Below are 23,856 nucleotides of genomic sequence, written 5' to 3' on the forward strand. Positions count from 1 at the left end.
ATAAAAAAAAAGACTTTTATCGATTAAAGGTTTAAACACATAGTTAAATGGTAAAAGGCTTAAAGACCCAAAATCTCTTTTAACTCCCCTATTCTGCGCCTGCTAATGGGCAACTCTATTTTTTTCTTACCTGTGGTGCGCAACATAAAATTGCTTCCAGGTAAAGAAGCTATCTCTGTAACCATTTCCAGATTTACCAAATACTTACGATGAATTCTAAAAAAGCCATAAGGAGTGAGTTTCTTTTCTAAATTTTTCAATCTATAGGAGGTAAGATACCTTTCTCCTGGAGTATGGACATAACTATAATCTTCATAAGCTTCCACAAATACAATTTGATGATAAGGTACCAAGATAAGCTTGCCATCCTGATTGATGGGCAACTTTTCCAGGTCCTTAATCTTCCTTTCTTTAAAGCTCCAGGCCTTTCTCAAAGCCTGCAGAATATCCTCCTGTTCTTCTTCTTTTAAGTCCAAATGTACAGTATCCTGCTCTTCTGCTTTTTGAGCCTGGACAATATGTTCTGGGGGCTCCAGTAAATACTCTACCCTTTCAATAGTCTTGATTAGTCTCTCTCGAATAAAGGGCCACACCAAATAATCTATTGCTCCCACTTCAAAGGCCTTAAAGGCCAAAGTCTCATCTTGGGCAATAAAAGCAATCTTGGGTCTTTTCTTGCGTTGATTTAAAATTTGCGCCAGTTCAAATCCATCTACTCCACCACTTAAATCAGTAGTAGCCAAAAAGAGATCATAGGGTATGTTTTCCAGAAGCTCCAAGGCCTCAAAAGCAGTCTTTGCTTCTCCTAAAATTTTAACTCTTTTCTCTTTGGCCAAAAAATCTCTAATAGTTTCTGAAATTTCTTGATCTGGAACAACCAACAAAAGTTTTATTTCCATATTTCTTCTCCGCCTCTTTTGTTTATTTAATAAAAAAAAACTCCCCTTGGCAACCACTAAAACCGAAAAGTTTCTACCTTCCAACGATGATAAATTTTGCCAGATTTGAAGGCCTTTTATCTTAAAAGCAATTGACTTTAATGCATTTTTGCTTTTAAATAAGTGCTTAAAAAATAAACCTAAAGCCAACCAAGGAGGCAAACCATGGCTAAACTATTGCGTATTAATACCAAAACTAAGGAAGTCTCTTTTGAAGAACTGGGAGGAGAGCTAAACCTTCTGGGTGGTAGAGCCTTAACCTCTAAGTTAATTCGCAAAGAGGTTCCTCCTACCTGTCATCCTCTGGGAAAAGATAATAAACTCATTGTAGCCACAGGTCTTTTAAGTGGAACTCCTCTAGCCAATTCAGGAAGAATTTCTGTGGGCGGTAAATCTCCTCTAACTGGTGGCATAAAAGAAGCCAATGCTGGTGGAACCTTTTCTCAAAAAATGGCCAAACTGGGCATAAGAGGCATTGTTTTAGAAGACAAACCAGAAGAAAAGTCCACTCGCATTATCTACCTAGACAAAGATGGAGTAAAAATAGAAGACATGCCTGAGTTAGCAGGCCTTGGCACCTATGCCACTGCAGAGAAACTCTTTGCCAAGTACGGCAAAAAAGTGGGGATTTTAGTTATTGGCCCTGCAGGAGAGGACTTACGCTTGGGAGCATCCATTCAATTTACTGACCCCAAGGGAAGACCTGCCAGAGCAGCTGGTAGAGGTGGTTTAGGCGCAGTAATGGGCTCTAAAGGCATCAAGGCCATTGTGGTAAATGACGAAGGCGCTCCTGGAACAGAAATAGTAGACAAAGAGACCTTTAAGGCAGCAGCCAAACGCTGGGCTGAAATTTTAACCAATCATGCAGTTACAGGCCAGGGGCTTCCTTCCTTTGGCACCTCCATTTTAATCAATATTATCAACGAAGCAGGGGCCCTGCCCACCAAAAACTTCCGCTTTGGCCGTTTTGACAAAGCTCAAGAGGTAAGTGGCGAAAAAATGGTGGAAATCATTAACAAAAGAGGAGGCGTAGCCAAAGAAGGTTGCCATCCAGGCTGTATTATCCAGTGCTCTCAATCTTATGTGGATGAAAAGGGAGAATACATAACTTCTGGTTTTGAATATGAAACAGTCTGGGCTTTAGGCCCCAACACTTTGATAGATAACCTAGACCATCTAGCCCAGTTGGACAGGCTCTGTGATGATTTGGGCCTGGATACCATTGAAATGGGCAACACCATTGCTGTAGCCATGGAAGCAGGCCTAATCCCCTGGGGTGATGGCCAGGCTGCCATAGACCTTTTGAAAAAGTCTATGACTCCAAAGACTACCTGGGCAAGATTATTGCCAATGGAGCAACTTTCACAGGTGAGGCCTTAGGAGTAGAAAGAGTACCGGTGGTAAAAAGACAATCCCTGCCAGCCTATGACCCAAGGGCAGTAAAAGGTGTGGGCGTAACCTATGCTACCAGTCCCATGGGCGCAGACCATACTGCAGGTTATGCAGTATGCCAAAACATCTTAAAAGTAGGTGGAGATATTAATCCTCTGGGTAAAGAAGGAAATGTAGAAGTCTCCAAAAACCTACAAATCGCCACTGCAGCCATAGATTCTACGGGCTTCTGCCTGTTTGTGGCCTTTGCTGTTTTGGATACAGAAGATGCCCTGGAGACTATAGCCAAGCTAATTTCTGCCAAAGTAGGTCAAAACATCACTGTAGATGATATTGTCAACCTCGGTATAAGCGTACTTAAGGATGAGTACTCTTTTAACCAGGATGCAGGCTTTACCAAAGCTCAAGACCAGTTACCTGACTTCTTTATCAATGAACCTTTGCCTCCTCATAATACTGTCTGGGATTTTAGCATTGAAGAATTACAACAAGCTAAGGTATTATAATCTCACAAAATAAAAAAGGGGTTGGGAATCTTTTCCCAGCCCTTTTAAAAAGCTAAACCATGTTAGAAGTAAAATGCTTTGCCACCTTACATGAATACACCCCGGACCAGGGCAAGCTGGAATTTACCCCTGGGATGACCGTACAAGAGGTGATAAAAAGGTTAAATATTCCCTTAGAAGAAGTAAAAGTGGTGTTTGTAAACGGAGGGCATGCTTCTCTAGACACACCTTTACAAGATGGGGATAGAATTGGCATTTTCCCAGCTGTAGGAGGAGGATAATTTTTGAGTAAAGTTAATTTTTTAGCCTGGGAAAATCTTGCTTCTTTATTAGAAAAATCATCCCTCTCTTCTCTTCTTCACCAAAACCTTTTACCCTTGGGCTTAAAAAAGAATTTTAAGGCCCTAAGTATAGAAGAACAAAAAAAACTCCTGCAAAGCAAGGTATTGGTCGTAGGTTGTGGTGGGCTTGGAGGCTATGTCTTAGAACTCTTGGCTAGAAGTGGAGTGGGAAAACTTGTCTTTGCAGATGGTGATACTTTTGAAGAGACCAATTTAAACCGCCAATTGTTTTCCACCCTTAAAAACCTGGGCCAAAACAAGGCCTTAGAAGCTAAAAAAAGGCTGCAAACTATTTTTCCCTTTCTTCAGTTAACCCCCCTAGACTACTTTTTAACTGAGCAGGATTTAGAAACTCAAATATCCCAGGTAGACCTGGTAATAGATTGTCTGGGAGGTATAGGCTTTAAACCAGTTTTAATCCAAAAATGCCAGCAAAAAAACATTCCCATTGTTACAGGAGCCATTGCTGGCTTTGAAGGTTTTTTAAGTACTGTTCTACCACAAAGCAAAGCTCCTCTAGCCTTTTACCAGGGTAGTCAAGAAGAAGGTGCAGAAAACACCCTGGGGTCCCCAGCACCTATGGTAAGCCTGATAGCTACCTTACAAAGCGCAGAAGCCATTTCCTTTTTAAGAAAACAAAAATTTCACCTGGTAAATAAAGTTTTTTATGTCTCTTTGACTGACTTTATCTTTGAAACTTATTCTCTTTAACCTCTAATTATCTTTTATTTTTTCTAATACAAAAACATCTTAAAAATATATCCTATTTTTCCATTACAAACTTGTTTTCATCATAAAAATTTGCTACCATATAAAAAATAAAAATTTTTAAAAATATCTGCTCAATAGGAGAATAAAATATGAAACTCCCAATTTCTTTATATTGGTTGTTATTTTTCCTTTTAGGGACAAGTCAGCTTGCCTGGTCCAACTTTTTACCTTTGATTGAGCTCTGGCAGGCTCAAGGATTTTGTTTAGAAAATCCAGAATATGAACAGGACTATATTCAATTTAAGGGCAAAAATGTGTATGGAGCTTATTGGCAATGCAACAATTAATTAACTTTAGGGGGTAGTGAGAATTAGGTTTTAACCCCAAACCTCTAACTACCCCCAAGTCAAAAACAACTCCAATATTTCCCTTTCCTTCCTGCACCCCCTTGTTTTAAGCCTAGACTATTAAAAAAAATTAGCCTAAAAGATTATTCTCAAAAAATCTGAAAGGAAATCTCAATGAAAATACTCTTAGCCACATCCAACAAAGGAAAAATAAGGGAAATCCAGAGTCTTCTCTCTACCACTGGAGATTTTGAAGTAGTTGGTTTAGACCAGTTCAATTTAGGAGATATCCCAGAGACAGGCACAACTTTTCTGGAAAATGCCTTGCTTAAAGCTAAAACTGCCAGTGAAAAAACCGGGCTTATTACCTTAGCTGATGACTCTGGTCTAGTAGTGCCCTACCTGGGAGGAGAGCCTGGAGTTTATTCGGCCAGGTATAGCGGAGAAGATGCCACTGATGCAAAAAACAATGCAAAACTTTTAGAGAAGTTAAAGGGAGTACCCTTAGAAAAACGCCAGGCTTTTTTTGTCTGCGTATTGGTAGCGTACGCACCTCAAGGTAAGTATTTTTGGGTAGAAGGCAAATGGGAAGGACGCATTGCCTTTGAGCCCAGGGGAACTAAAGGCTTTGGTTATGACCCCATTTTTATTGACCTGGAAACAGGCAAACACGCCGCAGAAATGGACTTGGAAGAAAAAAATCAAAAAAGCCATCGGGGTAAGGCCTTGCAGGAGTTTCTAAAAAAATGGCCTAAGTTTTTGACAGAAATTAAAGGAGAACTTTAATGTGTGGAATTATTGGCTATGTAGGACATAGACCAAGTGTACCTTTACTCATAGAAAGTCTACGCCGTTTGGAATACAGAGGCTATGATTCAGCTGGCCTGGCCTTTTGCTTAAACAATAAATTACAGGTCATAAAAAGTGAGGGCAAGTTAAGCAACTTAGAAAACAAATTAAATCAAAGCGAATTCTTCCTGGCTACCTCGGGTATTGGGCATACCAGATGGGCTACCCATGGTTTACCCATAGAAAAAAATGCCCATCCCCACTTGAGTATAGATGGCCGTTTTGCCCTGGTTCACAATGGAATTATTGAAAACTATGGGGAACTTAAAGAAAAATTAGAGAAAAAAGGCATTACCTTTTCCTCTGAAACAGATACAGAGGTATTGGTGCAACTAATTGCCCATTATGTAAGAAAGGGAGATTCTATTCTCCAGGCAATCTCTAAAAGCCTAAAAGAGGTAGAAGGCTCTTATGCCTTTGCCCTTATTGAATGCTCTCAACCCGATAAAATGTGGGTAGGAAGACATTCCAGTCCTCTTATCCTGGGGCTGGGACAGGGAGAAAATTTTGTAGCTTCTGATATCCCTGCCTTCTTGCCCTACACCAGGGAAGTAATTTTTCTGGAAAACGAAGAAATAGCTGAAATCACCACTTCTTCTTATCAAGTCTATGATTTAGACCTAACCCCTTTAAATAAAAAAGTTACTACTATTAAGTGGGATATTCAGGCTGCGCAAAAAGGTGGTTTCAAACACTTTATGCTCAAGGAAATATTTGATCAGCCCCAGGTAATCAGGGATTGTTTAACCGGGAGAATCAACAAAAGCAAAAAAAGTGTTATTCTGCCAGAATTAGAAAACTTTCCCCTGCCTCATAAAATCCATATTATTGCCTGTGGCACCTCTTTTCATGCGGGCTTATGGGGAAAATATCTCCTGGAAGAACTGGCCCAAATTCCTGTGGAAGTGGATATTGCTTCAGAGTTTCGCTACCGTAAAGTTCCCTTAAGCCCCCAAGACCTGGTAATGGTCATCAGTCAAAGCGGAGAAACAGCAGACACTCTAGCTGCTCTAAGACTGGCTAAAGAAAAAAACTCAAGGTCCTGGGACTGTGCAATGTGGTGGGCTCCAGTATTGCCAGAGAAGCAGATATTACCCTTTATACTCAAGCCGGACCAGAAATAAGCGTAGCCTCTACCAAAGCCATGTTAAGCCAGATGTTGACCCTTTTATTACTCACTCTTTTCTGGGGAAACAAGAAACAATTACTAACTTCTACTTTTCTGGAAAAGGCCATAACAGTTCTTAGCAATTTGCCAGAAATTTTAGAAGAACAACTTCCAGTACTTAAAAACACTGCTGAAGAACTGGCTCAAAAATACGCCTGGGCCAGAAGTTTCTTTTACTTAGGCCGGGGACTGGGATACCCCCTGGCTCTGGAAGGTGCTTTAAAACTAAAAGAAATCTCCTACATTCACGCTGAAGGCTATGCTGCAGGTGAAATGAAGCACGGCCCCATTGCCCTTATTGACCCAGATTTTCCCACTTTTGCTTTGGCTTTAGAAGATGAACTCTTAAGCAAAGTGGTGTCCAACTTAAAAGAGGTCCAGGCCAGGGGTGGAAAATAATTGCTCTAACCACTCCAGAGGTTAAAGTAGAAGCAACAGACCTTTGGACTGTGCCTTTTTTAGAAGCGCCCTTTAATTCCTTTTTGGCCTTGCCAGCTCTACAACTATTTGCTTATGAAATGGCTGTGTACCTTGGTAAGGATGTAGATCAACCTCGCAATCTGGCCAAAAGCGTTACTGTAGAATGAAAAAACTACTCACCTTTTATTTTTTTTGTTCTTTTTTACTACTTTCTTCTCCTGCAGGAGGGCTATCCCTTTCTGCCCAATACCAAAAGCAAGTAAATTATTTCCACTATCTCTTAAAAAATCCTAAAAAAGCCAAATATAGAAGCACCTGGCTGACTTTAAGCAATAATTTTCTAAAAATATACAAAGCCACTCCCAAAAGTTCTCTAGGCACCAAAGCACTCTACTACGTAGGCAGAAGCTATGAAGAGCTGGGGAAACGCTCTCACTTAAAAAAAGATTTTCTAGAAGCCATTGATTACTTCCGCAGGGTTACCCTTCATTTTCCCCATCACAGCTGGAGTGATGATGCCCAATTAAAAATTGCCAAAATATACCTATATCATCTAAAAGATGAGCCACATGCCTATGTAGAGCTCTTAAAAGTTGTTTATTCCTATCCTCAAGGAGACAAACAAAAGGAAGCCCAACAAATACTGGAGAAACTAGACCACAAAAAAATCGCCCAGAATAAAAAAAACAATTCTACTCAAAAACTGGCCATATCTAAAGTAAGTACAAAAAAGACAAAACCCAAGACAATCCAGTTAACCAGCATAAGACATTGGTCCAGTGATGATTATACTAGAATCGTCTTAGACTTAGAAGATGAAACTAAATATTTCTACAAATTATTAAATCCAGACCCCAAACTACACACTCCCTATCGCCTTTTTATTGACCTGGAAAATACCAACTTATCTTCCTCAGTACCTACTGAACAGGTTATTGCTGATGGTATCTTGAAAAAAGTAAGAGCAGCCAAGCATTCCACTCAAAAAACCAGAGTGGTTTTAGATATAGAAAATATCAAAGATTATCGTTTATTTTCCTTAAACAATCCTTACAGAATAGTTATTGATGTCTTTTCTGAAGAAAAAAAGAACCTGCTTCTGCCAAAACTAAAATAAACCTAGACCCTAAAAAAAGAAAAGAAATTGCCAGTCAAAATCTCATTGAACAACTGGGCTTAAAAGTAAAAACTATTATGCTGGACGCAGGACATGGAGGAAAGGACCCTGGAGCCATAAGCCATGGAATTAAGGAAAAAGATATAAATTTAAGAATGGTCAAAATCCTGGGAAAACTTTTAAAGGAAAAAGGATTTAGAGTTATTTATACCCGAACTACAGATACTTTTATTCCCCTAGAAGAAAGAACAGCTATGGCCAATTCTAAAAAAGCTGACTTATTCATTTCCATTCATTGTAATGCGCATAGAAGCTCCAAAGTAAAGGGACTGGAAATTTATTATTTAAACCTGACCAAATCCAAAGATGCCTTACGGGTAGCTGCCAGGGAAAATGCCGTGTCTGAAAAAAGTATTAGTGATTTACAACTTATCTTAACTGAACTCATGTTAAATTCTAAAATTAGTGAATCCAGGGACCTGGCCAACCTGGTACGCAAGAGGTGTATTCAAAAGGCCAAAAAAGTATACCCTTCCCTTTGGACCATGGAGTTAGAGAGGCGCCCTTTTACGTGTTGATGGGGGCAAAAATGCCAGCTATCTTAGTGGAAATTGGTTATCTAACCAATCCTTATGACCGTAAAAAAATGACCAGCTACTCCTATTTATCAACCCTGGCCCAGGGATTGGTTCAGGGCATTTTGGCCTACAAACAGGAAGTAGAAAAAATAGCCAATCTGCCAGGAAATACTACAGGCAGTTAAAAAGTTACCTCTCCACACCAATTGGAATTTAAGGCCCTGGGGACAAAGCTTAACCCCTTTTCACTATAGGCACAAATAAGCTTGCTGACCAGAGCTTCTCTGGTCATATCCCAGGCAGGTAAAACTCCCAAATGAGTCAAAACTTGCCCTGTGGCATAGGCTTGAGGACGTACCTTACCCTTTAAGCACTGGGTACGGTTAAAAAAAAGAATCCCTTTTCCCTGCCTTTTTCCAGGGCCCTTAAAAAGGCTTTATTATCCTCAGGTGCATTGCCACTACCAAAGGTTTCTAAAACAACCATCTGCACATCTTGAGTTGCAATCAACTGTTCCAGGGTTTCTCCAGAAAATCCTGGGAAAAGAGGAAAAATGAGTAAATTGGGAATAGTTATCTGCTTTACCCGCAATTTACACTCTTCTCTTAAAGGTGGTAAAAGAAGCTCTTTATTGATTTTAAGCTCAATCCCCACCTCACCCAGAGGAGGAAAATTGGGAGAAGCAAAGGCAGCAAAACTATCTGCATCTACCTTACTGGCCCTTACTCCTCTTAGAAGCTTATTGCCAAAACAGATAACTACCTCTTTTAAATCCTTTTCTCTGGCCAATAAAAAAGAGGCAATGAGGTTCTCCCTGGCATCATTTCTGGTTTCAATGAGAGGAATTTGAGAGCCCGTAAAAATCACAGGTTTTCCTAAGCCTTGTAGCAAAAAAGCCACGGCTGAGGCTGTATAGGCCATGGTATCAGTGCCATGCAAAACCACAAATCCCTGGTAAGAAGAATAATGTTCATAGATGTCCTTAGCTATTTTAAACCAATCCCAGGGAGTCATATTAGAAGAATCCAGCAAAGGAGAGTATTCCAAGACATCAAAGGAAGGTAGTTCTCTGGCTTTTAATTCAGGAATCCTTTCTGCCAAAAGGGTTTTTAAATATCCCTTTTTAGGCTCATAGCCTTTTTCCCCTGGAACCATGCCGATGGTTCCTCCAGTATAGATTACTAAAATTTTCTCACTCAAAACACACCCTCCCCTCAACTTTAGCTAGTTTCACTTGACGAAGCCAGAGCCTAAAAGCTACTTTGTTTTTATACCCTGGTCAAAGGAGAAGTTTAGATGTTAATCAACAAATTTTCTTTAAAACAGGAATTTGAATTTCCTCAACTAAAAAAGTGGTTGAGTAAACGCAATGAATCCAACTTAGAAATAGAAGATAAAGTAAGAAAAATCATTGCTCAAGTAAAAGAAAACAAAGACCAAGCACTTCTGGAATATACCAGACAGTTTGATTGCCCTGACTTTTCTCTAACCAACTTAAAGGTAAGAGAAGAAGACCTAAACAAAGCTCTAAAGGAAATCCCTGCTGAAGATTTAGACATTATCCAGGAAGCTAAAGAAAATATCTGGGACTTTCATCTCAAACAAAAACAAAACTCCTGGTTTACTCCTCAGGAAGACGGAACTATCCTGGGACAAATAGTAAATCCTGTAAACAAGGCAGGACTTTACATTCCTGGAGGAAAAGGAGGAGAAACACCTCTTATTTCTTCTCTGTTAATGAATGCCATTCCAGCCCTGGTGGCAGGAGTAAAAGAAATACATCTGGTCTCCCCGCCCAGAAAAAATGGCAGTTTAAACCCCTATCTCTTGGCCACAGCCAAGATTTTAGGGTTAAAAGACATCTATGCTGTGGGTTCAGCCTGGGCCATTGCAGCTTTAGCCCTGGGTACTGAAACCATCCCAGCAGTAGATATTATCGTGGGGCCAGGAAATATTTTTGTGACTACAGCCAAAAAAATCCTCCAGGGACAAGTGGGAATTGACATGATTGCAGGTCCCAGTGAAATAACCATCCTGGCAGATAAAAAGGCCTCTCCTGCTTACCTGGCAGCAGACCTTCTCTCTCAAGCAGAGCACGACCCTCTGGCTGCCAGCATCCTGATTTCTCCTTCTCCCATCTTACTGGAAGCTGTGGAGATAGAGTTGCAAAGGCAACTGGACAACCTGTCCAGAAAAGACATTGCAGCTAAGTCCTTGCAAAACTGGGGAGCCCTTATTGAAGTGCCTTCTATTGAACAGGGCCTTAAGCTGGTAAATCTCATTGCCCCTGAACACTTTGAGTTTATTGTGGACAATCCCTGGGATTATTTGGGACAAATCAAAAATGCCGGAGCTGTTTTTCTGGGGGAATATACTCCAGAACCTGTAGGAGACTATTTTGCCGGTCCCAACCATGTCCTGCCTACCATGTCCACAGCCAGATTTGCCCAGGCCCTGAGCGTGGAAACATTTTACAAAAAAACAAGCTTAATTTATACTCCTAAGCATTATATCCAGAGGCAGGGTAAAAAAATAGCCCGTCTGGCCAGACTGGAAGGTCTGGAAGCCCATGCCAGAAGCGTTGAAATTAGATTACAAAATTAAGGAGTAGTTAAAATGAAAGTAATTTCCAGTACCAATATCCAGGAATATCCCCTTTATTCCAAAGGTAAGGTCAGGGATATCTACGAGTTGGATGAAGAACACTTGCTCATCATTACTACAGACCGCATGAGTGCCTTTGATGTGGTTATGCCCAATCCCATACCTTACAAAGGCGTTGTCCTGAACCAGATTACCATCTTCTGGATGGAAAAGTTTTCTTCTCTGGTAGACAATCACCTGGTGGAAACAGAAGTATCCAGATTTCCAGCCAAGCTACAAAAATATGGAGAAGAGCTGGAAGGAAGAAGCGTAATTGTAAAAAAAGCCAAACCCTTGCCCATTGAGTGTATTGTTCGGGGCTATATTACTGGCTCAGGCTGGAAAGACTATCAAAACACAGGTAAAGTCTGTGGTCATGTATTGCCAGACAATTTAAAAAAGTCAGATAAATTACCTAATCCTCTTTTTACTCCTTCTACCAAGGCAGAATTGGGAGAGCATGATGAAAATATAACCATTGCTCAGGCCAAGGCCAAAATAGGCGAAGGACTCTTTAAATTGGTAGAAGATATTTCCTTAAAAATTTACACTCAGGCCCAGGAGTACGCCCGCAGCAGAGGAATTATTATTGCTGATACCAAATTTGAGTTTGGTCTAAAGGATAAAAAGCTCCTGCTCATTGATGAAGTGCTGACCCCAGATTCCTCCAGATTCTGGCCTGCTGAAAGTTATACCCCTGGAAAAGACCAGCCCAGTTTTGATAAGCAGTATTTAAGAGACTGGCTTACTCAAAGTGGTTGGGACAAGACTCCACCTGCGCCCAACTTGCCTGAAGAAGTAATTGAAAAGACCAAAGAAAAATATCTCAAGGCCTATGAATTATTAACCGGTAAAAGTTTATTCTAAGTTAAAAAGGAGTTTTCACTATGTTGTTAAAAGATAAAAAAGCCCTAATTTTTGGTGTGGCCAATGAACGCTCCATTGCTTACGGGATAAGCAAAATTTTTAAAGAACAGGGAGCAAAACTAGCCTTTAGTTATCTGGGAGAAGCCCTGAAAAAAGAGTAGAGCCTATTAGTGAACAACTGGGAGGAGATTTTATTTTTCCCTGCGATGTTAGCAAAGACGAAGACATCCTGGCAGCCAAAGAAATAGTGGTTGAAAAATGGGGCAATTTTGACATCCTGGTTCACTCAGTAGCCTTTGCTCAAAGGGAAGACTTACAGGGTCGCTTTATTGAAACTTCCAGAAAAGGCTTTCAAATTGCCCTGGATATCTCAGCCTACTCTCTGGTAAAACTCTGCCAGGATTTTGAAGAGTTGCTTAATCCTGGTGGCTCTGTTCTTACCATGACCTATTATGGTTCAGAAAAGGCAGTACCCAATTACAATGTAATGGGAGTGGCCAAGGCTGCTTTAGAGGCCAGTGTGCGCTACCTGGCAGTTGATTTGGGTGCCAAAAATATTCGTATTAATGCCATTAGCGCTGGCCCCATAAAAACCCTGGCTGCTTCTGGCATTAGTGGTTTTAAAACCATTCTTAAAACCATTGAAGAAAAAGCTCCCCTGGGACGCAACATAACTCAAGAAGATGTGGCCAAAACCGCTCTGTACCTGGCTTCAGACCTATCTTCTGGAGTTACAGGTGAGGTAATTTTTGTGGATGCTGGGTATAACATTTTAGGACTATAAGATGAGTGGAGATTTAATCCTTTTAATAATTTTTCTCATTATCTGGATTTTGTTAATCAAATTTGGCTCTAAGCTGGGAATTCCCACTTGAGGCCCAGCCAAATCTTGTCAGTTGGACAAACAAAAGGAGCAACAAGATGAAGATAGTAGTCCTTGATGGCTATACCTTAAACCCAGGTGATTTAAGCTGGGAAGAGTTAAAAACTCTGGGAGAAGTAGTCATCTATGACCGAACCCCCAAAGACCAGGTGGTAGAAAGGGCCAAAGATGCCCCCATTTTAATCACCAACAAAACCATTCTGGACCGAGAAAACCTTCAACACCTGCCTCAGGTAAAATACATTGGCGTACTGGCCACAGGTTATAATGTGGTAGATGTGGATTACTGCCAGGAAAAAGGGATTGTGGTCACCAATGTACCTGGCTATGGGCCCAAAACTGTTGCCCAGATGGTCTTTGCCCACATCCTGGAATTAACCAACCGGGTTTATGCCCATCACTTAAGTGTAATTGAGGGAGAGTGGTCCAGGGCTCTAGATTTTTGTTATTGGAAGTACCCTCTGGTAGAACTAAGTGGCAAGACCCTGGGAATAATTGGTTTTGGGCAAATTGGAAGAGAAGTGGCTAGAATTGGCCAGGCCTTTGGGATGAATATTCTGGTAAAAACCAGAAGCATACCCAAAGAAGTGCCTGAATATGTAAAACTGGTTTCTTTAGAAGAATTAATTACCCAAAGCGATGTCATTTCCCTAAACTGTCCCTTGACCAAAGAAACAGAAAACCTGGTCAACGAAGACTTTTTAAAGGCTATGAAACCAAGTGCTTACCTGATCAACTGTAGCCGGGGACAACTGGTAGATGAGCAGGCTCTGGTTAAGGCCTTAAAAGAAGGGCAAATCGCTGGAGCAGGCGTAGATGTCTTGAGCCAGGAGCCACCTCCTGCCAATCATCCCTTTTTTACCTGCCCCAACTTACACCTAACCCCTCATATTGCCTGGGCTACTAAAGAAGCCAGACAAAGGCTATTAGACATTGCCGTGGATAATTTGCGTTCCTTTTTACAGGGAAAAGTGAAAAATAGGGTGGTTTAACTCTTGCCTAATTAAACATTTTTAGCTAAAGAGGTTTTCTTCTGGCCCGGAGAGGTGTCCGAGATGGCCGAAGGAGCACGATTGGAAATCGTGTGTACCGGCAAAACCGGTACCGAGGGTTCGAATCCCTCCCTCTCCGCCAGCAAAAAAAAGAGAATAAAGGGGAGCCAGGCGGCAAGGACGCTACAAACCCCGTCAGGCCCGAGAGGGAGCAGCGGTAGTAGTTGTCCTTGGGTGCCTGGTTTCCCTAAAAAAGGCGCTAATTAGCGCCTTTTTTTATTTTGAACAAACTTTCTTTAACTCCCTAAAATATCAACCAAAAACCTGATTATAAGGTGGTCAACCTGGATTTTACCAGGGCAAGTTCAGGTTCTTTTAACCATCTGGGCCAGGATAGGACCTCCCAGCCAGGAAAGCGCAAATAAAAGTGGTGTAAAAATAAACAATCAGCCTTTTCCTGGCCATAAAGAGGGTCTCCCAGGATAGGAAAACCCAAACCAGCCAGGTGGGCTCTAATCTGATGCCTTTTACCCTTTAAAATTTTCACCACCAACAAAGAAGAGTTTAAATCCCAACTAAGAGGATAAACCCAGGAATATCTTAAAGGGTCTTTTTCTTCCTCTTCCAATACCTTTACTTTTTTCTCTTACTTACTTCTAAACCCCTTTTGGCCACTAAGGGCTTTTCTATCTTTCCCTTAACCCTTACTAAGTAAAACTTTTCCACCTGACCCTGATTTTGCCACTTCTTGTATTCAATTTCTCTTTCAACCTTATCTGTAGCTAAAACAATGCCTGAAGTTAAATAATCCAATCTATTTAAAAGAATTAAGGGTAAGCCTTTGTATTTTAACCAATCTTCTAAACTACTTTTTTCTTTTCCCCTGATAGAATGTAAAAAGGAGGGTTTATCTAAGGCCCAAAAAGAATCTTTTTGTTTTAAAATTCTAATTGAAAATTTTAGAGAAATATCCTCTTCTCTTACCTCTACCCTATCTCCTGGTTGTAACAGCCAAGAAGTCTTTTTTATCTTTTGAGATTGGACCAGTACTTTACCTGAACGAATTAAATCCTTGGCCTGACGCCTACTAAAAAATCTGGCCAAAAACTTACTTAAAGTAATTGCTTCTTGCTCTGTAAAAGGATAAATAAAAACTTTTTTAGACATAAAAAAAGCCCCTTTAGGGGCTTAGAGTTAAAACTGCTTATTAACTTCTATAAAGCGTTGTATCACCGTAAACAAAGTTAAAAATACATATACAACCAGACCTATAAAGAAAAGGCCTTCCCTAAAACCAAATAGGGCCAAAAGCAGTCCCCATACCAATAGAAAAACTGTTCTGGAGACTCTATCCATAAGCCCGGACTCACAAATCTTTCCCAGAGACTGGGCTCTAGCCTTAAGATAACTAATCAAAAAGGAAAAGCCCACAGCCAGAAAAAGCATTACTCCAGCTTCCTTATACCAAACACTCTGCGTACTTAAGACATAAAAACCCAGTAAATAAAAAAGGTCGCTTATTCTATCCAGAGAAGAATCCCAAAAAGCCCCCTTGGGACTTACCTTATTTTGCTCTCTGGCTACAAGGCCATCTAAAGTATCAGCCAGTCCAGAAAGGCCAATTAAAACCACTCCCCAGAAAGCATGTACATAAAACCCCAAAGGGACAAGCAGGGCCAGGACAAAGCCACTAAAAGTAAGCTGGCCGGGAGTAATTTTTTGAGAGTTTAGCCAACTACCAAATACCTTTTTAACTATTTCATAGTACCTATCGGTCAAAGGACATTTTTTCCAATCCATGTTAACCTCCTTAATTTATTCTATCTTTTAATTCAACAAAAACAAAGAAGCAAGACCTAAAAAGGTAAAAAAGCCTCCACTGTCCGTCAGGGTAGTCAAAAAGATAGAAGACGCCTGGGCCGGGTCTCGTCCCAGGGCCCTTAAGATCAAAGGAATGGAAGCTCCAGCTACTGCCCCTAAAACCATATCCAGCAACAAGGCTAAAGCCATAACCAAACCCAACTCCCTATTTTGGGTCCACAGATAAATACCTGTATAGACCATAAGGGCAATCAAAATCCCATTAACCAGGGCAATTTTGGCTTCCCTGGCCACTGCCTTCCAAAATCTTTTGGGGTCAAAGGTTTCCAGAGCTAACTGTCTAATCATTACTGCCAGGGATTGTTGGCCTGTATTTCCGGCTTGATTGGCCACTATGGGCATCAACACTGCCAAAATCGCCATTTGAGTAATGGAACCTTCAAAAAGATGCACCACATAGGCAGAAATGGCAGAGTTAAACACATTGATAATCAACCAGGGCAGTCTTTTTTTTACTGAGTAAAACCAGGGGGTATAAAGGGTTTCATCTGAACCAGCACCCACCATGGTCTGCATGTCTTCACTGGCTTCTTCTTGAATAATATCAATAACATCGTCTGCAGTTACAATACCCAAAAGCCGCATCTCATGGTCTACTACTGGAATGGCCAAAAGGTCATAACGACTAAGAAGTTTGGCCACCTCTTCCTTGTCCTGGTCATAGGTAACAAAAATAAGGTGCTGGTCCTTTAACAAAGATTTTAAAGTCTTATTGCCTGGAGCCAAAAACAAGTCTCTTAAAGACAATACTCCTTTTAAGTGTCTAAATTCATCCACGATATAAGCATAATAGGGAATTTCTATCTCTTCTGCATTTTCTCTAATCAATTTAATGGCCTGTTCAACACTGAGATTTTGATCCAGGACCAAAATCTCAGTATTCATCACGCCACCAGCACTATCAGGGTCAAATTTTAAAAGATGTTTAATGCGAACTGCATCTTCTTTTTCTATATACTTTAAAATTTTATCCCGAATATCCTTAGGTAATTCACTTAAAATATCCGTAGCATCGTCAGGAGCCATTTCCTCCAACAGGTCAGCAGCAAAGGCAGGAGGCAAGGTGGACATTAGAGCCACCCTTTCATGCTTTTCCATTTCAGTAATAGATTCAGCACTCACTTCCAGAGGTTGAGAACGAATAAAGGCCTGCTGCTCTTCCAGAGAAAGTTCTTCTAACTTATCTGCAGCATCTGCAGGGTGCAGGTTATCAATTTTAGCTTTAGGCCATTCTACTTTTTTGTAATGCATTTTTTCATCTTTCATCAGGGCCTCCTTTTATTAGGCCAAAAATAAAAAACTCCAGATAAAGGGATTCTTTCCCTATTGACGAGTCTTCAAAGTTTCTTTACCCAGACTTCCAACCATGGATAACTTCTCCACTTACTTCCCACCTCAAAAAAAGCCTCTGCTACTTAATCTTATTGACCTGGCTTGGCAAGAAGATGGTGAAGACCCAAGTAGCCTAATTTTTCCTTCAGATCACACCTCTTCAGCCAAGTTGATAGCCAAAGCCCATGGCCTTATTGCTGGACTACCCCTTTTAAACTTAATTCAAGAAAAATTCAAACTTTCCTTAAAAATTACTCTTTTGGTTCACGAAGGAGCCAGAGTTAAGCCCAGACAAGTCATTGCCAAAATCCAGGGAAAAACCAGAGACCTATTAAGAGCAGAAAGGATTTTTTTAAATTTTTTAAGCCATCTTTCAGGCATAGCCACCTTAACCAGCAAATATGTGGAAAAGACTAAACCTTATGGCGTAACCCTTTTGGACACCAGAAAAACTTTACCCGGGATGCGTTATTTAGAAAAATATGCTGTACAAGTAGGGGGAGGGAAAAATCACCGCCTGAACTTATCCGAGATGATTATGCTTAAAGACAATCATCTGGCAGCCTTTCCTCACCTGCAAGAAGCAGTAAAAACTTTGAGAACCCAACTTAATCCCTGCCCACCCATTGAGGTAGAATGTGGGACCTTAGAAGAAGTAAAAGCAGCCATTAAAACCCAGGTGGACAGAATTATGCTGGACAACATGTCCCTGAAGCAAGCTAAAGAGTGTCTGGCCCTTATTCCTTCTCATATTGAGACAGAAATAAGTGGCAATATAGACCTTAACAACATAGAGGCGTATGCCCGGTTAAAACCCACCTATATTTCTGTAGGCAAATTAACCCATTCTGCCCCAGCTTTGGATCTCAGTTTAAAGATAGAGGGAAAAAATGAAAAATAAAATTTTACAACTCAAGGAAAAGCTTGGCACGCAAGTAGCCATACTGGCCCATCACTATCAGGCCCAGGAAATAGTAGAGATTGCAGACCTCACAGGAGATTCTCTAGAACTGGCCCAAAAAATTCCCCACTTAACTGCCAAATATTTAATCTTTTGCGGAGTCCACTTTATGGGAGAAACAGCAGCTATTCTGGCTGCAAAAGGACAAAAGGTCTTTATGCCTGAGCCTCAGGCTGGCTGCGTCATGGCCAATACTGCTCCCACCTTTTTAGTTCAAAAGGTAGTGGAAGAACTCACTTCCCTGGGGAAAAAGGTAATTCCTCTTACTTATGTAAATTCCACAGCAGAAATAAAAGCCCTCTGCGGGAGCCTGGGAGGTAGCACCTGTACTTCTGCCAATGCCAGGCAAATGCTTAGCTGGGCTTTGAAGCAAGGCGATTTGGTATTGTTTTTACCTGATAAAAACCTGGGTCAAAACACAGGAAAATCTCTGGGACTAAGCGCTAAGGATATGGCTACCATCTCTCTAACCAACCTGGAAGAGTTAAAAAGCATAGTTTCTAAAAAACTTTTACTCTGGCCTGGAGTGTGCGCAGTACACTTTAAGTACAAACCCAAACATCTTATCCAGATTCGCCAAAAGGATTCCCAGGCCCGGATTGTTGTTCACCCTGAATGCTCTCCTGAAGTCGTAAGTTTAAGCGATGCCAATGGCTCCACTTCTTTTATCATTAAGTATGTAAAAAACGCTCCTGCTGGCTCAAAAATCTATGTGGGCACAGAAGAAAACCTGGTAAAAAGGCTGCAAAAAACTTATCAAGGGCAAAAAGAAGTTTTGTCCCTCTACCCAGTATGTTGTTCTAACATGGCCAGAACCAGGCTGGAACAGGTCCTAGAGACCTTAGAACATTTTCCTGCTGCTAAAGAAATTACTGTCTCAGAAAAATTGAGCACCTGGGCTAAAAAGGCCCTGACAACCATGTTTGAGGTTTGCTCTTAATGAGCCCTAAAAGCGAGGTCTTAATTATAGGCAGTGGCCTGGCAGGTCTTACTGCTGCCCTTATCCTGGGTAAGGCTGGTTTTACAGTAAATCTTCTTACTGAAGAAGACCTAGGCGAAGGCAACTCTTACCTAGCTCAGGGTGGAATCGTTTATAAAAATCCTCAAGGCGACCCCCAAAGCTTAGAACAGGATATTTTTCAAGCAGGATGTAAATTAAACTATAAAAAAGCTGTTAAATTAACAGCACTTCAAGGACCTCAACTGGTTGAAGATATCCTTTTAAAACAACTAGATATACCCTTTGCCAGGGAAGGTAAAAAACTCCTACTGACCAAAGAAGGAGCTCATTCTTTACCTCGCATTCTTTTCTGCAAGGACTTTACTGGTAAAGCCATAATGGACAAACTAATCCAGGAAGTAAGCAAGCTAGAAAGCGTAAAAATATATCCTCAACACCTGGCCATTGATCTGCTTACCAGTCATCACCACTCTACTCGCCTGGAATTTAAGTATCACCTGGAAAACCAGTGCTTAGGTGCTTATGTCCTGGATAAAAAAAATAAAGTGGTTCTTCCCTTTTTGGCTGAATATACCCTTCTGGCTACAGGGGGATTAGGACAGATTTTCTTACACTCCACCAATTCCCTAAGCAGTATAGGTTCTGGCCTGTCCATGGCCTATCGGGCTGGTTGCCGCTTGTTAAACCTGGAATACATTCAATTTCATCCCACTTCTCTTTTCACCTGGCTCCTAGAAAATTCTTAATTTCTGAGGCAGTAAGGGGAGAAGGTGCCTTTCTGGTCAATCACCAGGGCAATCCCTTTATGCAGGAATATCACCCCCAAAAGGATTTAGCGCCCCGAGACATCGTAACCAGGGCAATCTGGGAAGAAATGTTAAAACACAATCAGGAACATGTGTTCTTAAATATTTCCAGGGTAAAAAATTTTCCTGAACGCTTTCCCACCATTTATCAACAATGTGTACAAGAAGGCATCCAGATCCAGAAGGAACTTATCCCTGTAGTGCCAGCAGCTCATTATTTTTGCGGTGGAATTCTGGTCAACCATCAAGGCCAAACCACTTTAAAACGCCTCTATGCTGCTGGAGAGTGTAGTTGTACTGGCTTACACGGAGCCAATAGACTGGCCAGCACCTCCTTACTGGAAGCACTCCTCTGGGGTTATAGAAGTGCCAGGTCCATTCAAAAGGCCTTACAGGGTAAAACCAAACTGCGCAAAGCGCTTTTAGCTTCTATTCCAGATTGGGAATATCCCCAGACCCCAGAACCAACTGACCCTGCCCTCTTAAAACAGGACTGGAGCACTATCAAACATACCATGTGGAACTATGTGGGAATTATTCGAAGTAAAGCCAGATTAAAGCGAGCCTTTGAAGAACTACAACTCTTAAACAAAAGATTACACGACTTTTATAGAGAAACAGAATTAAGTGCGGACCTGGTAAAGCTCTATCACGCCTGCCAGAGTGCCTATATTATTACCCGGGCAGCCTTAAAAAACAAAACCAGCCAAGGATGCCATTTTCGTAAAGACTAATCCTTGGTCCCAGAATAGGTAAACCCTTTAGCCACCATTTTGTAAAATGTTCCCTTATCCAGACCTATTACCTGCCCACAAGAGCAGTAAATCTTACCCTCTCTTTGCACAAATCCATATACTTTCTTTATTCTAGCTTTATGACACCTAAGGACTTCACCAGGACCTATTTTGTAATATTTAAAAAGCTTTTTCTTACAACCTGAACATCTAACAACAAGCATAAAGCTATTCTTTTACCTTACTTTTTAACCACTTAATCTGCCTGCAAATCCCCATAAACAGGTTATATTCATTTTTCCTTAATTTCACCCGGTTAAAAAACCTTTTTACCGGCAGCATAAAGTAGTCTGGATTATTATCTGCATGCAAAAAATCAATGGCCAATAAAGTTTCCTTTAGATTGTCAAAAAGTACCTGCAAATCCTTTTGCGAGGCCAGTTTGAGATTTTTGTCGTGAATGGGTCTTATTTTGCGGGAAGATAATTGCTTAAAACACTCATAAAGCAAAATCATAACTGCCTGGGCCAGGTTTAAGGACCAGGCTTCTGGCATAGTAGGTATGGAAACCAGCCTGGAACAAAGGGATATTTCTTCATTGGTAAGGCCCTTGTCCTCTGAACCAAAGACCAAAGCTACCCTACCCTTTAAATATACCATCTCCTTAATCTCTTGAGCAGCTTCTTCTGGAAGCAAGATATTTTTGCGCCATCCCCCAATTCTAGCAGTGGTGGCCACACTTAAATTAAAGTTTTTAAGCGCTTCTTCCAGAGAAGAATAAAGGGCAATGCCCTCTAAGATTCTTTTCCCTTTGGGAGTAGCTAAAGGCAAGGCCTTTTCCAGGTCAAAATTAAGGGGATTTACCAGATATAAATTGGGGCAGCCCATATTGGCACAGGCCCTTGCTACAGAGCCTATGTTTTCCGAAAATTTGGGCCGCACCAGAATTACACTGAGATTTTCTAACACCAAATTACTCATTTAGACATTAAAGCGAAAGGTTATGATATCTCCATCCTCAACTATATAATCCTTGCCTTCCAGACGTAAGGCTCCCTTTTCTTTGGCCAATTTAAAATCCCCATACTTTTCAAAATCTGCCCAGGACAAAACTTCAGCACGAATAAATCCCTTTTGTAAGTCTGAATGAATAACTCCAGCAGCTTCAGGTGCTTTACTCCCCTTACGCAAGGGCCAAGCCCTTACTTCCTTTTCACCAGCCGTTAAAAAGGTAATTAAATTTAAAAGCTCATAGGTTTTTCTAATCACCCTAGCCAAAGCAGATTCCTTAATTCCCAAATCTTCCATAAACATCTGCAGTTCTTCTGGGTCACTTAATTCAGCCATTTCTTTTTCTAATTTGGCAGAAACCAGGATGTGCTCCTGTCTGGGTTTGCCTTCTGGTAAAGAATAAGAACTTAACTTGTTTTCAGATACATTCCAGGCATACAAAATGGGCTTGGCACTTAAAAAACAATAACCTCGAAGTTCAGGAGCTAAAGCCAGTTCTTCCACTTCTCGCAAAGGTGTTTCAGCTTCCAAAGTTGCTTTTACCTGTTCCAGCAAGGCTTCTTCCTTGGGGTCTACTAAACCCTTGGCTTTTTTCTTGTCTATGGCCATCTTTTCCAGCTTTTTTCCACCACAGCCAGGTCTGCAATCAAAAAATCCGTCTCAATAGCCTGCCACTGATTTTTGGGCTCATTTACTCCAGAAAAGCCATCCAGTACAGCCAGCAAACAGTCAAAGGCCCTGATTTCATTTAGCAATCTATTGCCCAGGCCCTCTCCCTTGCCTCCACCACCGGGAATATCCACATATTCTATTTCTGTATAAGTAATCTTTTTGGGATTAAAAAGAGCAGCCAAAGGGTCCAAACGAGGCTCAGGCACCTTTACCATGGCTCGGTTTAAATTTTCACTGCCTGGGCCAGCCAAAGCCCCAAAAAGATCTGTTTTTCCACTGCCAGCAAAGCCTAAAATAGCGGTTTTCATATTACCTCCCTAGAATAAAACCCATTATACAAATGGGTATTAACATCTATAAAGTAAAAATAGAAATAATAGCTCCTGCCATTACTACCCAAAGAATATCCACCTTGCGATACAAGGCAATAAAGGCCAATATCGTTATAAGTAGTTTATACAAGCTCCAATCTACAGCAAAAGAAAATTTAACAGTAACTGCAAGTAGTAAACCAACAAAAGATACCAAAACTCCATTAAGAGCCCTTTTAAAATAAACATTATGTTGAATTTTATCAAAATAGGGAACAGTAAAAGTTAAAACTATAATGGAAGGACTAAACATACTAATAGTAGCAACAAGAGCACCAATAATACCAAAACACAAATATCCAACAAAAGTGGAAGTTATAACTATAGGGCCTGGAGTAACCTGGCCTAAAGCAATTCCATCCATAAAAACCTTGCTGCTTAGCCAATGCATATGTTTAACAACTTCATGAAACATTAAGGGTAAAGAAGCATATCCTCCTCCAAAAGCAAACAAATCAATTCTGGCCATAAGATAAGCTAGCTTAAATAATTTTTTATCAAACAAGAAAAGTAAAAGTAGTCCCAGCAAAAAAATAAACAAAAGAGCAAAAGAGCCAGCTGAATTTTTTTTAGACTTTAACGAAACCTCCTGAGCATTAATTTTTTCATAATTATTCTTTGAGTATATAAAAACTCCCAGGACAGCACATCCTAAAATAGCTAAAATAGGATTGCCATTAAATAGTAAAAATGTAGCAGCCAATATAGTAAACACTATATCAGCCCAAGTCTTTAAAATATTTTTGGCAAAACTTAAGGTTGCATTAGCTACAATGGCAATGACAATAAGTTGAAGGCCATTAAAAAGGGACATCACAAAATTTACATTTGCAAAGCGTTGATATAAAGTGCTAAAAACAAGCATCAATAAAAAGGCAGGTAACCCAAAGCCTATATAGGTACAGAGTGCGCCTAAAACTCCTCTAGTTCTCAATCCAACATAAGCAGCCATTTGCATGGCAGTAGCTCCAGGTATAGACTGACAAATAGCAACACCATTTTGAAAACATTGGCCTGTTAGCCACTTATTTTTATTTACTGCAAGCTCTTTGATATAAGCTACCATAGCTGGACCACCAAAGGCGGTAAGGCCTAATCTTAAAAAAGAAAAAACAGTTTCCTGTAAGGTATATTTTGGGGGTTCATTATTTTTTCATTTAATACAAAGAAGTTAGCATGCTTAGAGTCAGGAGACCTATCAATGAACCTCTCGTCTTTAGTCAACCTGTGCCTAGATAATGAAAATTCACTGGGCTGTCTATGTTGGAAATGGGGAGAAATAAGACACTATCTTTAGACTCGCTGAAATTTAGGCAAGCTATTTCAGCAAATAAATTCAAATATAACAAAAAAGCTTGCCTAAATTTAAAGAAAT

Annotated in this window: 23 protein-coding genes, 1 tRNA gene, 1 other RNA gene and 5 pseudogenes; 18 read left to right on the forward strand and 12 right to left on the reverse strand. The window is 40.6% G+C overall.

Translation table 11 applies throughout. The features are described from left to right. Positions 1-59: 59 nt before the first annotated feature. A complete protein-coding gene (locus ACZ42F_RS06845) occupies positions 60-899 on the reverse strand; it encodes a LytR/AlgR family response regulator transcription factor (RefSeq protein WP_464278410.1) in 840 nt (279 codons plus the stop codon). A gap of 204 nt (positions 900-1,103) precedes the next feature. On the opposite strand from ACZ42F_RS06845, the pseudogene ACZ42F_RS06850 reads away from it, so the two are divergent. From ACZ42F_RS06850 to ACZ42F_RS06890, 9 genes and pseudogenes are all read left to right on the forward strand, one after another. Continuing rightward, a pseudogene (locus tag ACZ42F_RS06850) lies at positions 1,104-2,836 on the forward strand (aldehyde ferredoxin oxidoreductase family protein). Positions 2,837-2,895: 59 nt separating this feature from the next. Further along, positions 2,896-3,117 carry a MoaD/ThiS family protein gene (locus ACZ42F_RS06855; RefSeq protein WP_029966015.1) on the forward strand — a complete coding sequence of 74 codons (222 nt, stop codon included), beginning with the start codon at positions 2,896-2,898 and terminating at the stop codon, positions 3,115-3,117. Positions 3,118-3,120: 3 nt separating this feature from the next. After that, complete coding sequence (locus tag ACZ42F_RS06860; protein WP_464278411.1) at positions 3,121-3,888, forward strand: ThiF family adenylyltransferase; 768 nt, start codon at positions 3,121-3,123, stop codon at positions 3,886-3,888. A 149-nt stretch (positions 3,889-4,037) separates the two neighbouring features. Then, complete coding sequence (locus tag ACZ42F_RS06865; RefSeq protein ID WP_464278412.1) at positions 4,038-4,235, forward strand: hypothetical protein; 198 nt, start codon at positions 4,038-4,040, stop codon at positions 4,233-4,235. 174 nt (positions 4,236-4,409) lie between these two features. Beyond that, positions 4,410-5,021, forward strand: a complete 612-nt coding sequence (locus tag ACZ42F_RS06870) for an XTP/dITP diphosphatase (protein WP_464278413.1) — start codon at positions 4,410-4,412, stop codon at positions 5,019-5,021. Then, a pseudogene (glmS, locus tag ACZ42F_RS06875) lies at positions 5,021-6,839 on the forward strand (glutamine--fructose-6-phosphate transaminase (isomerizing)). Before ACZ42F_RS06870 ends, glmS begins: the two are co-directional and overlap by 1 nt. Then, positions 6,836-7,789 carry an AMIN domain-containing protein gene (locus tag ACZ42F_RS06880; protein ID WP_464278414.1) on the forward strand — a complete coding sequence of 318 codons (954 nt, stop codon included), beginning with the start codon at positions 6,836-6,838 and terminating at the stop codon, positions 7,787-7,789. The pseudogene glmS and the gene ACZ42F_RS06880 overlap by 4 nt, the downstream one beginning before the upstream one ends. Before the next feature lie 77 nt (positions 7,790-7,866). Continuing rightward, positions 7,867-8,367, forward strand: a complete 501-nt coding sequence (locus tag ACZ42F_RS06885; protein ID WP_464278415.1) for an N-acetylmuramoyl-L-alanine amidase family protein — start codon at positions 7,867-7,869, stop codon at positions 8,365-8,367. Between the two features lie 11 nt (positions 8,368-8,378). Next, positions 8,379-8,552, forward strand: coding sequence for an N-acetylmuramoyl-L-alanine amidase family protein (locus ACZ42F_RS06890; protein WP_464278416.1), 174 nt, complete (start codon positions 8,379-8,381; stop codon positions 8,550-8,552). Here ACZ42F_RS06890 and ACZ42F_RS06895 read toward each other — a convergent pair. Both ACZ42F_RS06895 and ACZ42F_RS06900 read right to left on the reverse strand, forming a co-directional pair. Then, entirely contained in the window at positions 8,549-8,692 is a 144-nt protein-coding gene (locus ACZ42F_RS06895) for a hypothetical protein (RefSeq protein ID WP_464278417.1), read from the reverse strand. The two genes, ACZ42F_RS06890 and ACZ42F_RS06895, sit on opposite strands and share 4 nt — an antisense overlap. Before the next feature lie 41 nt (positions 8,693-8,733). After that, a complete protein-coding gene (locus ACZ42F_RS06900; RefSeq protein ID WP_464278418.1) occupies positions 8,734-9,567 on the reverse strand; it encodes an asparaginase in 834 nt (277 codons plus the stop codon). 96 nt (positions 9,568-9,663) lie between these two features. On the opposite strand from ACZ42F_RS06900, the gene hisD reads away from it, so the two are divergent. From hisD to ffs, 6 genes and pseudogenes are all read left to right on the forward strand, one after another. Then, entirely contained in the window at positions 9,664-10,971 is a 1,308-nt protein-coding gene (hisD, locus tag ACZ42F_RS06905) for a histidinol dehydrogenase (protein ID WP_464278419.1), read from the forward strand. 12 nt (positions 10,972-10,983) lie between these two features. After that, complete coding sequence (locus ACZ42F_RS06910) at positions 10,984-11,877, forward strand: phosphoribosylaminoimidazolesuccinocarboxamide synthase (RefSeq protein ID WP_464278420.1); 894 nt, start codon at positions 10,984-10,986, stop codon at positions 11,875-11,877. A 20-nt stretch (positions 11,878-11,897) separates the two neighbouring features. Further along, a pseudogene (locus ACZ42F_RS06915) lies at positions 11,898-12,661 on the forward strand (enoyl-ACP reductase FabI). 137 nt (positions 12,662-12,798) lie between these two features. Next, positions 12,799-13,752 carry a D-2-hydroxyacid dehydrogenase gene (locus tag ACZ42F_RS06920; protein ID WP_464278421.1) on the forward strand — a complete coding sequence of 318 codons (954 nt, stop codon included), beginning with the start codon at positions 12,799-12,801 and terminating at the stop codon, positions 13,750-13,752. Between the two features lie 48 nt (positions 13,753-13,800). After that, positions 13,801-13,894: transfer RNA gene (locus tag ACZ42F_RS06925), tRNA-Ser, on the forward strand. 16 nt (positions 13,895-13,910) lie between these two features. After that, positions 13,911-14,006: signal recognition particle sRNA small type (gene ffs, locus ACZ42F_RS06930), an RNA gene on the forward strand. Between the two features lie 74 nt (positions 14,007-14,080). Here the strand turns inward: ffs and ACZ42F_RS06935 are convergent. The 4 genes from ACZ42F_RS06935 to mgtE are packed head-to-tail and all read right to left on the reverse strand — an operon-like array spanning position 14,081 to position 16,899. Then, complete coding sequence (locus tag ACZ42F_RS06935; protein ID WP_464278422.1) at positions 14,081-14,380, reverse strand: hypothetical protein; 300 nt, start codon at positions 14,378-14,380, stop codon at positions 14,081-14,083. 5 nt (positions 14,381-14,385) lie between these two features. Then, positions 14,386-14,919, reverse strand: a complete 534-nt coding sequence (locus tag ACZ42F_RS06940) for a S4 domain-containing protein (RefSeq protein WP_464278423.1) — start codon at positions 14,917-14,919, stop codon at positions 14,386-14,388. Positions 14,920-14,946: 27 nt separating this feature from the next. Next, positions 14,947-15,552, reverse strand: a complete 606-nt coding sequence (locus ACZ42F_RS06945; protein WP_464278424.1) for a CDP-alcohol phosphatidyltransferase family protein — start codon at positions 15,550-15,552, stop codon at positions 14,947-14,949. 27 nt (positions 15,553-15,579) lie between these two features. Further along, positions 15,580-16,899 carry a magnesium transporter gene (gene mgtE / locus ACZ42F_RS06950; protein WP_464278425.1) on the reverse strand — a complete coding sequence of 440 codons (1,320 nt, stop codon included), beginning with the start codon at positions 16,897-16,899 and terminating at the stop codon, positions 15,580-15,582. Between the two features lie 100 nt (positions 16,900-16,999). On the opposite strand from mgtE, the gene nadC reads away from it, so the two are divergent. The 3 genes and pseudogenes from nadC to nadB all read left to right on the forward strand — a co-directional run bounded on the left by nadC (position 17,000) and on the right by nadB (position 20,427). Further along, a complete protein-coding gene (gene nadC / locus ACZ42F_RS06955) occupies positions 17,000-17,866 on the forward strand; it encodes a carboxylating nicotinate-nucleotide diphosphorylase (protein ID WP_464278426.1) in 867 nt (288 codons plus the stop codon). Next, entirely contained in the window at positions 17,856-18,866 is a 1,011-nt protein-coding gene (gene nadA / locus ACZ42F_RS06960) for a quinolinate synthase NadA (protein ID WP_464278427.1), read from the forward strand. Before nadC ends, nadA begins: the two co-directional genes overlap by 11 nt. Next, positions 18,866-20,427 (forward strand): annotated as a pseudogene (gene nadB / locus ACZ42F_RS06965) (L-aspartate oxidase). The gene nadA and the pseudogene nadB overlap by 1 nt, the downstream one beginning before the upstream one ends. On the opposite strand, the gene ACZ42F_RS06970 reads toward nadB, so the two are convergent. From ACZ42F_RS06970 to chrA, 5 genes and pseudogenes are all read right to left on the reverse strand, one after another. Further along, complete coding sequence (locus ACZ42F_RS06970; protein WP_464278428.1) at positions 20,424-20,651, reverse strand: hypothetical protein; 228 nt, start codon at positions 20,649-20,651, stop codon at positions 20,424-20,426. The pseudogene nadB and the gene ACZ42F_RS06970 sit on opposite strands and share 4 nt — an antisense overlap. Before the next feature lie 4 nt (positions 20,652-20,655). Further along, the gene (locus ACZ42F_RS06975) at positions 20,656-21,408 is read right to left on the reverse strand and encodes an RNA methyltransferase (RefSeq protein WP_464278429.1); all 753 of its coding nucleotides are present in this window, start codon (positions 21,406-21,408) and stop codon (positions 20,656-20,658) included. After that, positions 21,409-22,047 (reverse strand): DUF933 domain-containing protein, encoded by a 639-nt coding sequence (locus tag ACZ42F_RS06980; RefSeq protein ID WP_464278430.1) that lies wholly within the window; start codon positions 22,045-22,047, stop codon positions 21,409-21,411. Next, a complete protein-coding gene (locus ACZ42F_RS06985) occupies positions 22,038-22,418 on the reverse strand; it encodes a GTPase (protein ID WP_464278431.1) in 381 nt (126 codons plus the stop codon). Before ACZ42F_RS06985 ends, ACZ42F_RS06980 begins: the two co-directional genes overlap by 10 nt. A gap of 46 nt (positions 22,419-22,464) precedes the next feature. Continuing rightward, positions 22,465-23,586 (reverse strand): annotated as a pseudogene (chrA, locus tag ACZ42F_RS06990) (chromate efflux transporter); the annotation flags it as partial. Between the last annotated feature and the right edge of the window lie 270 nt (positions 23,587-23,856).

The organism is Desulfonauticus autotrophicus (genome assembly GCF_055381725.1).